Raw genomic sequence first — 13700 nt, forward strand, 5'->3', positions numbered from 1 at the left:
ATGATGAAAACCCGCACCGCCGTGCTGATCCTGACGCTGTTCGTCGGACTGGCACTGGTCGCGAGCTACACGATCTTCTCGACCTTGCAGCGCGGAGTCAGCGGCGACACCGTCCGCTATACCGCGACATTCGGCAATGTCCTCGGGCTGCGCATGGGCGACGACGTCCGGATGGCCGGAATCCGGGTCGGCCGCGTAGATTCCATCGAACTCGACGCGGATCGGCGCGCGTCGGTGGTGCTGCGTGTGCAGTCGCGCCAGCAGCTCACCACCACGACCAAGGCGCTGATCCGCTATCAGAACCTGATCGGGCAGCGATATGTCGCGCTGGCCGCCGGAGACCGAGGCGGGGACCGGCTGCCACCGGACGGGGCGATTCCCTACGAGCGCACCGAATCGTCCTTCGACGTGTCCACGGTGCTGGCGGGATTCGAACCACTGTTCGCCACCCTGGAGCCCGACGACATCAACTCGTTGTCGCACACGCTGATTCAAGCGCTGCAAGGTGACGGAGTGTCGCTGAGCGCGCTGGTCACCCAGGCGGCGCAGCTCGCCAGTACTTTCCGCGACCGCGACGAGATCCTCGGCCAGGTGATCACCAATCTCGGTGGCGTGGTGGAGGGTCTGGCCCATCGCAGTGGTGAGCTGGAAACGCTGATCACCCAGACCCGCACGCTGACGGTCGACCTCTACGAGCAGGGCACGACGCTCGCGACCGCGGTCGACCAGGCGTCGGGGTCGACCAGGCAGCTGGCCGATCTCATCACCCGGATCAGACCCGGACTCGCGCAGGCGCAACAGTCCGCGAACGAAGGTGTGCGCCTGCTGATCTCCAACGGCGCACGACTCGACATCACCGCCGCCGAACTGCCTTTCGTCCTGGCGGGTCTCGCCCGGATCAGCGGCAACGGCACCTACATCAACTCCTACGTCTGCAGTCTGGATGTTTCGCTGTGGGGTGTGCTGCTTCCGCCCGGGATGTTCAACCAGATCGGTGGCAATTCCCATTCGGAGGTATGCCGGTAATGAACTCCCCCCGACCACCCGAGCTCCTGCGACCGCTGGTGTCCGTCGTGCAGCGAATGTGGCAGGCGATACCGAGCTATTCGGGCAATCGCCACTGGTGGCTCGGCCTTGGTGCGGGCGCGGCGGTGGTGGTCCTGCTGTTCGGTTCGAGCGCGCTCACCCAGTTCGACCTGGGCAATCGGACCGTGTACGCCGAGTTCGCCCAGACCGCCGGGCTCCGCCAAGGCGACAGTGTCGATATCGCGGGCATCGAAGTGGGCACGGTGAAGTCGACGCGGCTGGCGGGCGACCGGATCGAAGCCGCGCTCTCGATCGACAACGGCATCCGGATCGGCGACGACGCCAAGGCCGCGATCAAGATGTCGACGATCCTGGGCCGGATGCATGTCGAGCTCGATCCCGGCGCGCTCTCGGCGCCCGAAAGCCGCCGAATTCCCCTGGACCGGACCGAGGTTCCGTACAACCTGGCCAAGGTCGTCAACGACGGCAAATACACCCACTCCTTCGAGCACCTCGAACGGATGGACCCCGTGGCCTTGCGGGCCTCGCTGGACGCACTCGCCCGGCAGATGGGCGACTCGCCGCAATTGACCGCGGCGGCACTGGATTCGGTGGGGTCGCTGGCCGCGGTCATCAGCGATCGCCGGGACGAGGTCGAGCAGCTGCTGCGCAATATCGACAAGGTCTCGAGCGTGGTGTCCGACAACCAGAACGCCGTGCTCGTGCTGTTGACCCGTGGTCAGGCCATCGGTGACGCGGTCGCCCGACGACAATCCTTGGTCACCCAGCTCCTGGACAGTATCGCCGCGGTCTCGAAGGACCTGCAGGCGATGGGCATCGACAACGGGGGACAGCTCGCACCGTTGATCGCCGATCTGAACACGATGTCGACGGGCCTGCAGAACAACAAAGCCAATCTGGACAACCTGTTCCAGATCATGCCGGTCACGCTCCGGCAGTTCAACAACACTCTCGGAAACGGCCCCTACGGGGAGATCTATCTGCCATGGATGTTCCCCGACAACTGGCTGTGTGCCGTTCAGGCCGTGGAAGGTTGCCGCTGATGCGCACGACATTCGTCCGGATGGCCGTCCTCGCCGCTGTCGCAGTCCTGTTGTCGGGCTGCTCGGCGCTGCCACACAGCCTGACCTCGCTGCCGGACCGGCTGCTCGGCGAGGAGAAGACGATCACGGCGGATTTCGAGAATGTCGCCGGCCTGTACGTCGGCAACGAAGTCTCCGTTCTCGGGATGCCGGTGGGCCGGGTGACCGAGCTGGTCCCCAAGGGCGAGTACGTGCAGGTGCACATGGTGGTCGATCCCGAGGTCGACCTGCCCGCCGACGTGATCGCGGCGCTGGTCTCCCCGCAGATGATCACCAACCGCCACATCGAACTCACCCCCGCCTACACCGGCGGTCCCACCTTGCTCGACGGCAGCCACATTCCGTTCGCCCGCACCAGGACACCCGTCGAGCTGGACCGGATTCTCCGCAATTTCGACGACATCGGAAAGGCACTGGCGGGCAACAACTCCGACGGTCCGATGGCGAGCCGGGTGCTGTTCCCGCTGCTCGACGGCAACGGTGACCGCATCAGGGAGACCCTGGACGCGCTCTCCGGCGCCTTCGAGGTGACCCTGGCCAACAAGGACCAGATCTCCAACGCGATCGTCCGGCTCAACGACGTCACCCAGATCCTCGCCGACAACGACGCGACGGTCCGCGACTTCAGTGCCCGGCTCACCCAGCTGGTCACCCTGATGCGCGAGCAGTCCCCGGGGCTGCAGGCGGTGCTCACCCAGATCAACGACTTCGTCGCCAACACCAGCGCTGTCGTCGGGGAGAACAAGCAACCGCTGACCGACGCATTGCTGCGACTGATCACGATCACCGCGCAGATGCGCGACCACGCGCGAGGACTCACCGAGATCGTCGACATCGCCCCGCTGTTCCTCGGCAACCTGGGTAACGCGGTGAGCCCCGAAGCCCGGGCCGTTCGTCTTCACCTGCTGACGGACAAGAGCCTGCTCGACAACGAGCTGCTCTCGCTGTTCTGCGAGCGGGTCGAGCTACGGGCCGACGGCTGCCGAACCGGCAGGCTGCAGGACTTCGGCCCCGATTTCGGGCTGTTCGCCGCGCTGCTGGGACTGACCCGATGAGCCGGCGTCTGTGGCGTGCGGCGGTGCTGGCGGTGGCGGCCTGCTCGGTCGCCGGCTGCACGGTGACCGTCGACTCCATGCCCTTGCCCAAGCCCGGTCTCGACGGCCCCACCTACACGGTGCGGGCGCTGTTCGACAACGCGCTGAACCTGCCCGATCGCGCGCACGTGAAGACCGGCGGCACCGACATCGGCGTCGTCACCGGCCTCGACACCACCGATTTCGTGGCGACGGTCGAGCTCGAGATCCGCGCGGACGTGCGCCTGCCGCGCGGATCGCGGGCCGAACTCCGTCAGCCGACCCCGCTGGGCGACATCTACGTCGCCATCGTGCTGCCCGAACTCCGTTCCGGCACACCGATGCTGGCCGAGGGCGACGTCATCGACAAGGACCACACCTCGGCGGGCGCCTCGGTCGAGGAACTGATGATGTCGCTGTCGATGCTGCTCAACGGCGGTGCGCTCAGCCAGGTCGCCCGGATCACCAGCGAGTCGAACTCGATGTTCGCGGGACGCGGGCCCCAGCTCTCGCATCTGCTCACCGAACTGACCGCGACCCTGACCGCTCTCAACGAAAGGACCGGCCAGATCGACGCCGTTCTGCACGGGCTCGATGCGCTCAGCGCCACGCTCAACCAGCGCAGGGCCGAGCTCGGCCAGGCCGCGGATACCTTCCCGCCGCTGATCTCGGTGCTCACCGAGAACAACCGGGCGATCACCGAGCTCACCACCGAGGTCTCGACCACCCTCGGCGCGCTGGGCGAGTTCACCTCCACCAGCAGCGCCGACTTCGTCGGGCTCTTCGACAGCGTGCAGGCTCTGATGACCGGCTTCACCCAGATGGGCGACAACCTGGCGGGCGCGCTCGACCAGCTGCACGCGCTGAACCCGTCGCTGCTGGCCACCACCCAGGGCACGAGCCTCGCCGTCGCGGCGACGATCTCCTACCTCAGCGTCGGCGCCCTGACCGACCCGAACGGGAGCAGGCTGCCCGACGGATCGGACCCCGGCGCCTTCGTCGGCAGTCTCGCCGAGGTCCTCGCGCGGGTCCTCGGCCGGTTGCAGGGTGGCGGGCGATGAACGAATATCCCCGTGGCGGTGTCCGCTACACCGTGGCGCTCGTCCTCACCTTCGGCATCTGGTTCGCCGGGGTGGCGCTCGAAGTCGCCGCCGAATTGCTGCTCCGGGCCGCGGCCTGGGCGAACCGGCACGTCAACGGCATCGCGGCCGCGGGCCTGGTCACGACGCTGCTGGTCAGCGGCGGATATCTGCTCGTCGATGTCGTCCGGGTCGATCCACTGCGGGACACCTTCACCGTGCGGGTGGAACTGGCCGGGTCCGGCGGGCTGCTCGAGCATTCCGATGTCACGTTCCGCGGCGTGCGCGTGGGCACGGTGCGGTCCTTGGAGCTGTCCGAGACCGGCGTCACCGCCGTCGCCGACATCGATGCCGGCTATCACGTTCCCGCGGGCGGCGCGGTGGTCGTGGCCCGGTTGTCGGCGGCGGGGGAGCAGTACCTCGATATCCGGCCCGATTCCAACGACGCCCCCTACCTGGCCGACGGCGCGGTCGTCGAGCTGGACCGGACCTCGACGCCGGTCACCATCGACGAGTTCCTCACCAACACAGCCGATTTCATCGGCGGATTGAATCCGCAGCGGCTCAACGTCATCGTCGCCGAACTCGACAAGGCGCTGGCCGGCGGGCCGAACCAGCTGCGCACCGTGATCAGCGGGATCAGTCAGGCCATGGTGGGGATGACGGAGTTGCTTCCGCAAACCCGCAATCTCGTCGAGAAGCTGTCCGTCATCGCGGAGACGACCTCGCACGCCCAGCCGGACCTGCGCACTCTCGTCGAGGGGTCGGGAGTGTTGTTCGGGCAGTTCGCCGCCGCCGACCTGGAACTGCGGCGCCTGCTCGACCTCGGACCAGGACAGCTGGCGACGCTCGGCGGCGTGGTCGCCGAGACCACCGACCCGATCACGAACCTCGTGACCAACCTGCGCGCCATCACCCGGGCCGCCCGGCTGCGCACACCGGCGCTGACGGCGCTGTTCCCGGCCCTGCGATCGGGCACAGCCCTGCTCGGAGTTCCGGCGCACGACAACGCCTTCCACACGATGGTAGATATCTGGCCGCGACCGTTCTGCGAGTACGACACCATCCCGGTCTCGCCCGCCACCGTCTCCGACGGCAGCGTCCGGCTCTACAACTACTGCATCACCAGCGATCCCGCGCAGCAGGTCCGCGGGTCGGCGAACGCGCCACGACCCGATACGCCCGACAACACCGCCGGACCGCCGCCGGGCAGCACCGGCGACGAGCGATCCGTGCCGCTGCCCGGCCGTTGATTCCCCTGCTACCGAAAGGAACTCCATGACAGACACCGACGAATCGACAGCCCCCGCGCCGCCGGAATCCGAGGAAACCGATACCGCGGCACCACCACCCACCAGCCGGAACCGCGCCACCTCGATCGTGGTCGCACTGGCAGTCGCCCTCGGCATCGGCGGAACGGCCGCCGGCGGCTACTTCGGCTGGCAGAACCACCGCGCGAGCGAACTCGAGCGATCACGCACCGAGGCACGGGCGGCCGCCTGCGCGTACGGCTCGGTGCTGTCGACCTACAACGCCACCGATCTCGACGCCTACTTCGCCGCCGTGCTCGACCGGGCGACCGGCGCGTGGAAACAAGAATTCGAGTCCACCAGTGCCGATCTGCGCGAAGTCCTGATCCAGGGCCGAGTGCAGTCGACGGCGGGCACCGTCGACTGCGCGATCGCCACCAGCGGTACCGACACCGCCGAGGCGCTCGTCGTCGTCGACCAGTCCATCGCCAGCGTCGGCACCCAGCAGCAGCCCCGCCGTGGTCAGCTGTCGATCACGTTGTCGCTGGCGAAGTCCGGCGACCGATGGCTGACGAGCAAAGTCTCCTCGCCCATGCTGCGCACCACACCGTGAACCCGACTCCTCCACTCCCGCGACAAGGACTGCGCTGCACATGGTTTGGCTCGTTCTCCTCGGCACCGCACTCGGGGCCCTCGTTGTGGCCGCGGTCGGCGGTCTGGTCGTTCTGCTCGTCCTGCAGCGCCGCGCCGCACGGCTGCTCGGCGCCGAGACCCCGCCGGTCGACGACCACGCGATCCGGCTGATCGAATCCCGGCGCCCGACCTTCCAGATGTCGGTCGAGCAGGACTTCGCCGCCATGCCGTGGGAAGTGTGGTCCGCACTCGAGGACGGCGCCTTCACCTGGATCCCGATGATCGACGGCGTCACCTACCGTGACCAGGAACGTGGTCCGGGAACCGTCCGCACCCTCGACGCCATCGTCTTCGCCGCCGCGGAACAGGTCACCCGCCGCGATCCACACACCCGGCTGAGTGTGGCCGGCATCAAGACCTCGATCCCGCTGCTGGTCAAGTCCTACACCATGGACTTCGACCTTTCCGAAACGCCCGAGGGGACGACGGTTCTCCGGTGGACGATCGCGGGGAGACCAGCTGTCTTCGCTTTCCTCCGACTGAGCTGGACCGCGTTCTTCATTCGTCCGTTCGTCCGGGTCGTTCTCGGGAGATGGGCGAACTACTACCGCTGAAAGGCACGATGTGGAGCCGGTTCCGAATTTCGATGCCGGGGTCAGTCGGGAGATTCTCAACTACTTCGGCACCTGCGGCGCCTGTGGCTACCCGGCGCAAGCACACGCGGTCAGTATCTTCGCCGACGGCCACATCGTGACAAGGGTCATCGCGACCTGCGGATTGCCGTGTGGTTGGCGGGGAGTGTCCGACCGGACCACGATGACCTGACCGCCTGGCGTTCATCGGACTCCCGTCGTGAGCGAGGCGAGTAGTCGAGTACTCGTGCATGTCGCGCCCGCTTGGCTCATTCTCGTCTCATTGCACGAGAGGAGCGGGCGATGCGATGCGAATCCGATCGGTGTGACGCGGCGCGCGGTCGAGGTCGTCTCGGCGCTTGTTCGGCCGCTGGAATCACCCCTCGATGGCTGGTGATCGTCACCGCGGCCGCGATTGCGACGGTATCGGCCGGATGCGTCCGCCCCCCGCCCGAATCGCTCTCGCCCGCACCGACAGCCGCGAATAATACGGGTTCGGCATCGGAACCGGGAGGGCAATCGCCTGGCAGCGGCCCCGCGCCCGGTGGACCGATCGGCCAGGACGGCGCGGGAGCTCCCGCGCCCGGCGGTCCGGTAGGTCCGTACTCCCCACCTCCTGCCGGCGGCGCACCACCTCCGGATAAGCCGGGTGGCGGAAACCAGGCGAAGGGTTCACCGGTCAAAATCCCGTCTTTCCAGGAGAAGGGCTCTCCGCTCACCGCGGACTTGAAGGGACGCATCGATGCCGCGTTCGCGTCGGCCTGCCAGGAGGCAGGCCATGCAGCGGGTTGTGTCGAGCTCGCCTACACCATCACGTTGCCACTGGAATCCGATTGTGCGTATTCGGGATTCTCGCCGACCGACGGTGCGACCGTCGAGGCTGGGACGACCGTGACGGTCCAGCTCTCCGGTAAACAACCGTGCCCCATCAGCGGCGGCGGAGACGGTACCGGCGGTGGCGGTGGCGGTGGCGAGACGACAGAGGGCGGCGGCACGACTGGCGGCGGCACGACTGGCGGCGCTACGACAGAGGGCGGCGGCAAGACTGGCGGCGGCACGACCGAGGGCGGCACCGGCGGCACCGGCAGTACCGGCGATGGTGCGGGCACTGGCAACAGCAAGTCCGGGGGTGGTGAGACGGCCCCGGGCACCGGCAACAGCGGAGCCACGAACGGCGGCACCGATCATCCACCAGCACCGTCCGGTGGATGATCGGCAACTGATAGGACGACGATATGGGCTCTGGATTTCGTCCCGCCGGGACCGCGCGTTCTGGACGCGCCACACACCGGTCGACGGGTGTTCCCCGACCCGCGCAGCCACCGCAAGCCTCGACCTCGGCTGGACCGGGAGACACCGGGCTGTCCCGCCTCAGCCTGATGATCCGCAACTTCGCTGCGCCCACTACGTTGATCACCGCACTGCTGTTCTTCTTCGGCTGGTCTCACGCCTACTGGTTTTTCGACTACTTCGGCGTGAACGCCACAACACTTGGCCTGACCACCCAGGACTACTTGATGCGCAGTCAGGATTCCCTGTTCATCCCGCTCGCGGCGAGCGCTTGTCTGTTCACGGCATATCTCTTCTGCCGCAGAATGTTCCGGGAATTCGCGCTGCCGCGGATCAGTCCTGAGAATCGCCGCAGACTGGTGATCGCATCGATGGTCGCCGGCTTCGTGCTCGTCGCCGCCGGACTGCTCACCATCGTGATCTCGACACCGCTGAGAATGGTTGTCGGAGCGCCGGGCCTGTGCATGGTCGGTGGAATCTTTCTGATCGTTTCCGCCGTCCGATCGAGACGCACTGATCAGGCCACCACCGAATCATCGGCAGACGTCCTCACCGCCGGAGAATGGGGCGCTGTGTTCGTTCTCGTCGGTGTCGGGCTCTTCTGGGCGGTAGCCGATTACTCGGCCGCCGTCGGCACCGGCCGAGCGATCGAGCAGGTCGAAACGTTCGCCGAACAGCCGAGCGTGTCGGTCTATTCGGACAAACGCCTCGGGCTGGCGGCGCCGGGCGTCGTGGAACTCACCTGCCCAGCTCCCGACGCCGCCTACCACTTCCGTTACGACGGCCTCAAACTCATCCTGCAATCAGGAAACCAGTACCTGCTGCTCCCGACGTCCTGGAGCCGTACGCACGGAGCAGCCTTCCTTCTCCCTCGATCCGACGCGAACCGAATAGATTTCTTCCCTCCGCAAGCCATCCCACCCGCACACAGTTGCGAGTGAGTAGAGAACCATCGCCATACTGGATCGCCCCGGTGCCGGCGCGGAGGCACCCCGCCGGCACTGCCGTGGGTGGGATCAGTAGGTGTACAGGTCCCAGCCACCGGCCACCTCGACGCACTCCCACTGCGCGCCGCCGGTGGTCGGTGAGGCGCCGTCGGCGGCGCAGGCTTCGAAGGTGGCGTAGCTGCCGACGAAACCGGTGTGCAGCACGGCGGGCGCCGCCGAGGCCAGACCTGCGCCCGCGACGGAGGCCGCGGCGATCACGGTGGCGGTGATGACGGACTTGAAGCTCATGGTGTTCCTTTCGTAGCAACCCGGTGGTGTCCGGGGCAGGACCAGAGAACCTCAGTGCGCGTGAGATTTTCGTGAGGTCGCCACGCCGCGAACCCGTGCCGGGCGTGCCCTACTCTCACTACTCGTGCGTGTGCTGGTGGCGGAGGACGACGAAGGACTGGGCCAGGAGATCGCGTCCGGGCTCCGAGTAGCCGGATTCGCGGTCGACCTGGTGAATCTGCTCGTCGACGCCGATCTGAAGATCTCGGTGAACACCTACGACGTCCTCGTCGTCGACCGGGGAATGCCCGACGGTGACGGCTTGCGGTTGCTCGCGGCACTGCGCGCGCGTGGCTGCCCGGTGCCTGCCCTGGTGCTCACCGCGCGCGACGAATTGTCCGACCGTATAGCCGGATTCGAGCACGGTGCCGACGACTATCTCGGCAAGCCTTTCGCGCTCGCCGAGCTGGCCGCCCGGGTCAGGGCGCTGTGCCGTCGCCGCGATCATCCCACCCCGGCGCTGCTCCGGTCGGGCGACATCGAGATCGATCTGCCGCGCCGCAGGGTGCGACGCGCGGGCATCCTGCGTTCGCTCACACCGAAGGAATTCGCGGTGCTGGAACTGCTGGCGACACGGGCGGGCGCGGTGGTGTCGCGGTCGGAGCTGATCGAGGCGTGCTGGGACGAGATGGCCGAACCGAATTCCAATGTGGTCGACGCGGTGATGGCAGGCTTGCGGCGCAAGCTCGGAGCCCCTCCGGTGATCGACACGGTGCGCGGTGCGGGCTTCGTCCTGGGCGGCGTCGCGTGCGAGTCCTGATCGCCACCTCCGACCCACGTCCCGCGGTGGCGCGGTTGCACCGGGCCAGGATCGAGCTCACGGTGCTCATCACCGCGACCACCATGCTGTGCTTGATCGTGCTCGGCCTGGTGGCCGCCGTCATCGACGCGCGGTCCCGTGACAATGCCCTCGACGCGGATCTCGACCGGGTGCTGACGGGACTGGGTCCGCGTCTCTACCTCGACGAGGACGACGCCGTCGACACCACGGATCTGCCCGGTGACGAGCTGGTCGGCGGCGAGATCGCCATCCTGGTGCTGACGGCCGACGCCACCGGCGGTTGGACGGTCCACTACGGACACCTCCGATCGCACATGCCCGCCGAATCGGGGATCGCGGCCACCGCGGACGCCGCTACCCAGGCGCCGGGCGACACGATCTACCGCGATTCGATCGACAGCGCAGGGCGCCGGGTCCGCTTGGCCGCCGCGACCTTCGGCTGGGAGGACTCCGACCGCGAGGCGGTCCTGATCACCGGCGCCGACCCCGACGCGTGGGACCGTGGCCGCGCACTCCTGCTGTGGGCATTGGCGGTCGGCGGCACGGTGATGGTGGCGGCCGCCGCGGTCGGCGGGCATCTGCTGTCGGGGCGGAGCATGCGTCAGGCGCTGGCGCTGGTCGAGGAGAGGGAACGTTTCCTCGGCGACGCGGCGCACGAACTGCGCACTCCGCTCGCCACGCATCGGCTCGTCACCGTGCCGCGCGCACGCACACCGGCCGAATCCGAACGGGTGCTGGCCGATGCGAGGGCTCTCGGCGCGAGGATGGAACGGGTGGTGGCAGGTCTGCTGGCCAGGGCTCGCCTACAGTCGGGGGCGGCCACGCTGGAGCGGGTGCAGCTGCTGCTCGATCAGCTGACCGAGTCGGTGGTCGAGGAGTTCGGCGCCGACCGTCTCGTGCTGCGCGCGGAACCGACTGTCGTGGTGGGTGACCCAGGTCTGCTCGGCCTGGCGATCCGCAATCTGGTGGAGAACGCGCTCACCCACGGCGCGGTGAATCCGCGGGTGCCGGTGGAGGTCTTCGTCGGCGCGGGCCGGGTCTGCGTCCGTGACCACGGCACCGGGCTCGCACCCCAGCTGTCGTCGAATCCGTTCGAGCGCGGGGTCAGTGGCGGTCGTGGCAGCGGCATCGGCTTGGCGCTGGTGGCCTGGATCGCCGAAGCGCACGGCGGCACCGCCACCATCGAACCGGTGGCCGGCGGCGGGACGATCGCCACCCTGGTGCTGCCACCGCCGGGCGCCGCGATCTGAACGGTGTGCCCGCCGTGACGGCTGCCGAGCAGCCCGTAGCACTCTTGCGTGACTAACTGTAAGTAATACAGTATGCTTGCTCACGTCATGTCGGGCGGCTGCGGGCGACCTACGCCGCCATGAGTCCGGAGTCGATTCGGCAGGTGATGTCGAGTGGCAACTGTAAGAGCCGGTAGGCGGATGGTGGTCATAGCGTGGCGGTCGGGAGGAGTGGGATGGTTCGTCGGAACTCGCGTCGCGGCTGGACCCTGTCCGCACGCTGGTGGCTACGGCACGGACATTCCTACGGCGCCGCGATCGGAGGGGTGTCCGACTGGTCGGGCAGTCCATAAAATCTGAATTCCCTGCATATTATTTGTCGATCGGAAATATACGCCGATGCGTAGTGAGAGCTCGCCCACTATTCTGGGCGGGCAAATTGTCGTGCCATTTAACTAAATGGTCGAATTGGCTCGAAAAATAATTCCAGAATTCTGTTGACTAGACCGTGTGACGTCACGCACACTCGGGAATGGCAATTGGGCGGTGTTACCCGAATGGAGACGCGCGAACCGATGGTAAACGGATTTGATCCGGCAGCAGACAAGCGCCGTGAAAGGCGAGCGGTGAGCTCGGAGCGGTCTGTCATGCCGGCGAGCAGAGAGGTCGCCGCGTGGTTCCGCGGCTATCTCGACCGGCATCCCGGTGTTGCCATCGGCACTGTCGGTGGCCAATTCGTCCTCGGTGTTCGTACGGTGCAATATCTGCTGGTCGACCTCTTCACGGGGAAATTGGCTGTGCGGGAAACCCTGGCGCAGGGGGCCTTCATGGCTTCGGCGGCCGTCTTGCCGACAATCTTTGTCGCCCTGCCGATCGGGGTCACGCTCTCCATTCAGTTCGGACTGCTGGCCGGTCAGGTCGGTGCCACCTCCCTGGCGGGGGCCGCCAGCGGCTTGGCGGTCATCCGGCAGGGCGCCCCGATGGTGGCGGCGCTGCTGATGGCCGCGGCCGTCGGGTCGGCCATCTGCGCTGACCTGGGATCGCGGAAGATCCGAGAGGAACTGGACGCCATGGAGATCATGGGCGTCTCGGTGATCCGGCGCATGGTGGTTCCGCGGTTTCTGGCGGCGATCGTCATCGGCGTCTCGCTGACCGGGGTGGTGTGCTTCGTCGGTTTCGTGGCGGGCTATGCCTTCAATGTCTTCGCGCAGGGCGGTGCGCCCGGGAGTTTCGTAGCGACGTTCGCCTCGTTCGCTACGGTGGGGGATCTGGTGTTGACTCTGGTAAAAGCGGTGGTCTACGGCGCGATAGTCGCGGTGGTCGCCTGTCATAAGGGTCTTACGACCAAGGGCGGATCCGCCGGTGTCGCGAACTCGGTGAATTCAACGGTTGTTTCCTCGATCCTGTTGCTCATGATCGTTAATGTGTTGTTCACGCAGCTGTTCATGATGTTGTTTCCCAGGCAGGGCTTGTAATGGCATCCACCTATTACCCGTTCGGCACCAGATCGGTGACGACATATGCGAAGAAATTCGGCGTCGTATTCATGCGCCTGGGGCACATGCTCACCTTCTTCGTGCGTGCCGCCGGGTCGATTCCGGTGATGCTCCGCAATTATCGAGTCGAGTTCATGCGGACTCTGTCCGACATCGCATGGGGAAATGGATCGATCGTCGTCGGCGGCGGAACCGCGGGGGTCATCATCATCCTGGGCGCGGCCGGTGGCGCTATTATCGGGCTGGAAGGCTACAACGCCTTGCATCTGCTCGGTATGGAGCCCGCGATCGGCTTGGTCGCCTCGACGGCCTCGACGCGCGAGTTGGCGCCGATCATGGCCTCACTGGCCTTCGCGGCGCAGGCAGGTTGCCGGTTCACCGCACAGCTGGGCTCGATGGGTATCTCCGAGGAGATCGACGCCATGGAGTCGATGGCGATCCGATCCATTCCCTATCTCGTCAGCACCAAGCTCTTGGCCTCCGTAGTAGCGATCGTGCCGCTGTATCTGCTCTGTTTGGCGGCCAACTATGTGGCTGTCGAGATGGTGGTCGGTATGTCGGGTGGGCTGTCGATCGGGACCTATCGTCACTACTTCCAGCTCGTCTTGAACGGGCCCGACATCGTCTACTCGCTCGGCAAAGCGATTGTCTTCGTGCTGCTCACCACCACGATCCAGTGCTACTACGGGTACTACGCCGCGGGCGGACCTCAGGGCGTCGGCATCGCGGCCGGCCGTGCCATGCGCGCGGCGATCTCGGTGATGATCGTCGTCAATCTCATGCTGACCATCGCTCTGTGGGGCATCGGGGCCAGCGCGCGGCTGGGAGGGTGAG

14 protein-coding genes are annotated in these 13700 nt (G+C 66.8%); 13 read left to right on the plus strand and 1 reads right to left on the minus strand.

The window, feature by feature from the left end; translation table 11 throughout:
* The 9 genes from ACFVVI_RS22600 (at position 1) to ACFVVI_RS22640 (ending at position 9027) form a co-directional block, all read left to right on the plus strand.
* Positions 1 to 1026, plus strand: a complete 1026-nt coding sequence (locus ACFVVI_RS22600) for an MCE family protein (protein ID WP_387446655.1) — start codon at positions 1 to 3, stop codon at positions 1024 to 1026.
* A complete protein-coding gene (locus tag ACFVVI_RS22605; RefSeq protein ID WP_387446656.1) occupies positions 1026 to 2090 on the plus strand; it encodes an MCE family protein in 1065 nt (354 codons plus the stop codon). Before ACFVVI_RS22600 ends, ACFVVI_RS22605 begins: the two co-directional genes overlap by 1 nt.
* Complete coding sequence (locus ACFVVI_RS22610) at positions 2090 to 3184, plus strand: MCE family protein (protein ID WP_387446657.1); 1095 nt, start codon at positions 2090 to 2092, stop codon at positions 3182 to 3184. Before ACFVVI_RS22605 ends, ACFVVI_RS22610 begins: the two co-directional genes overlap by 1 nt.
* Positions 3181 to 4263, plus strand: a complete 1083-nt coding sequence (locus tag ACFVVI_RS22615; RefSeq protein WP_378992874.1) for an MCE family protein — start codon at positions 3181 to 3183, stop codon at positions 4261 to 4263. Before ACFVVI_RS22610 ends, ACFVVI_RS22615 begins: the two co-directional genes overlap by 4 nt.
* Positions 4260 to 5534: an MlaD family protein gene (locus ACFVVI_RS22620; protein WP_387446658.1), complete on the plus strand. Its 1275-nt coding sequence runs from the start codon at positions 4260 to 4262 to the stop codon at positions 5532 to 5534. The genes ACFVVI_RS22615 and ACFVVI_RS22620 overlap by 4 nt, the downstream gene beginning before the upstream one ends.
* A gap of 25 nt (positions 5535 to 5559) precedes the next feature.
* Complete coding sequence (locus tag ACFVVI_RS22625; protein WP_387446659.1) at positions 5560 to 6144, plus strand: hypothetical protein; 585 nt, start codon at positions 5560 to 5562, stop codon at positions 6142 to 6144.
* 40 nt (positions 6145 to 6184) lie between these two features.
* Positions 6185 to 6778, plus strand: a complete 594-nt coding sequence (locus ACFVVI_RS22630; protein WP_387446661.1) for an SRPBCC family protein — start codon at positions 6185 to 6187, stop codon at positions 6776 to 6778.
* A gap of 744 nt (positions 6779 to 7522) precedes the next feature.
* Positions 7523 to 8008, plus strand: coding sequence for a hypothetical protein (locus tag ACFVVI_RS22635; RefSeq protein ID WP_387446662.1), 486 nt, complete (start codon positions 7523 to 7525; stop codon positions 8006 to 8008).
* 167 nt (positions 8009 to 8175) lie between these two features.
* A complete protein-coding gene (locus ACFVVI_RS22640; RefSeq protein WP_387446664.1) occupies positions 8176 to 9027 on the plus strand; it encodes a hypothetical protein in 852 nt (283 codons plus the stop codon).
* 75 nt (positions 9028 to 9102) lie between these two features.
* Here ACFVVI_RS22640 and ACFVVI_RS22645 read toward each other — a convergent pair whose 3' ends face one another.
* Positions 9103 to 9321 carry a hypothetical protein gene (locus ACFVVI_RS22645; RefSeq protein ID WP_378992880.1) on the minus strand — a complete coding sequence of 73 codons (219 nt, stop codon included), beginning with the start codon at positions 9319 to 9321 and terminating at the stop codon, positions 9103 to 9105.
* A 124-nt stretch (positions 9322 to 9445) separates the two neighbouring features.
* Between ACFVVI_RS22645 and ACFVVI_RS22650 the strand changes: the two genes are divergently transcribed.
* The 4 genes from ACFVVI_RS22650 to ACFVVI_RS22665 all read left to right on the plus strand — a co-directional run bounded on the left by ACFVVI_RS22650 (position 9446) and on the right by ACFVVI_RS22665 (position 13699).
* Entirely contained in the window at positions 9446 to 10120 is a 675-nt protein-coding gene (locus ACFVVI_RS22650) for a winged helix-turn-helix domain-containing protein (RefSeq protein WP_387446666.1), read from the plus strand.
* The gene (locus ACFVVI_RS22655) at positions 10108 to 11391 is read left to right on the plus strand and encodes a sensor histidine kinase (protein WP_387446668.1); all 1284 of its coding nucleotides are present in this window, start codon (positions 10108 to 10110) and stop codon (positions 11389 to 11391) included. The genes ACFVVI_RS22650 and ACFVVI_RS22655 overlap by 13 nt, the downstream gene beginning before the upstream one ends.
* Positions 11392 to 12017: 626 nt before the next feature.
* Complete coding sequence (locus ACFVVI_RS22660; RefSeq protein ID WP_378993011.1) at positions 12018 to 12845, plus strand: MlaE family ABC transporter permease; 828 nt, start codon at positions 12018 to 12020, stop codon at positions 12843 to 12845.
* A complete protein-coding gene (locus ACFVVI_RS22665) occupies positions 12845 to 13699 on the plus strand; it encodes an ABC transporter permease (RefSeq protein ID WP_378992883.1) in 855 nt (284 codons plus the stop codon). The genes ACFVVI_RS22660 and ACFVVI_RS22665 overlap by 1 nt, the downstream gene beginning before the upstream one ends.
* Position 13700 lies beyond the last annotated feature (1 nt).

Source organism: Nocardia sp. NPDC058114 (assembly GCF_042884695.1).
Classification (GTDB): Bacteria; Actinomycetota; Actinomycetes; order Mycobacteriales; family Mycobacteriaceae; genus Nocardia.

Bases quoted from the DNA above. Each gene is read 5' to 3' on its own strand.
- ACFVVI_RS22630 (WP_387446661.1), top strand. From the start codon at position 6,185: ATGGTTTGGCTCGTTCTCCTCGGCACCGCACTCGGGGCCCTCGTTGTG.
- ACFVVI_RS22600 (WP_387446655.1), top strand. From the start codon at position 1: ATGATGAAAACCCGCACCGCCGTGCTGATCCTGACGCTGTTCGTCGGA.
- ACFVVI_RS22610 (WP_387446657.1), top strand. From the start codon at position 2,090: ATGCGCACGACATTCGTCCGGATGGCCGTCCTCGCCGCTGTCGCAGTC.
- ACFVVI_RS22665 (WP_378992883.1), top strand. From the start codon at position 12,845: ATGGCATCCACCTATTACCCGTTCGGCACCAGATCGGTGACGACATAT.
- ACFVVI_RS22615 (WP_378992874.1), top strand. From the start codon at position 3,181: ATGAGCCGGCGTCTGTGGCGTGCGGCGGTGCTGGCGGTGGCGGCCTGC.
- ACFVVI_RS22605 (WP_387446656.1), top strand. From the start codon at position 1,026: ATGAACTCCCCCCGACCACCCGAGCTCCTGCGACCGCTGGTGTCCGTC.
- ACFVVI_RS22640 (WP_387446664.1), top strand. From the start codon at position 8,176: ATGATCCGCAACTTCGCTGCGCCCACTACGTTGATCACCGCACTGCTG.
- ACFVVI_RS22645 (WP_378992880.1), bottom strand. From the start codon at position 9,321: ATGAGCTTCAAGTCCGTCATCACCGCCACCGTGATCGCCGCGGCCTCC.
- ACFVVI_RS22620 (WP_387446658.1), top strand. From the start codon at position 4,260: ATGAACGAATATCCCCGTGGCGGTGTCCGCTACACCGTGGCGCTCGTC.
- ACFVVI_RS22625 (WP_387446659.1), top strand. From the start codon at position 5,560: ATGACAGACACCGACGAATCGACAGCCCCCGCGCCGCCGGAATCCGAG.
- ACFVVI_RS22660 (WP_378993011.1), top strand. From the start codon at position 12,018: ATGCCGGCGAGCAGAGAGGTCGCCGCGTGGTTCCGCGGCTATCTCGAC.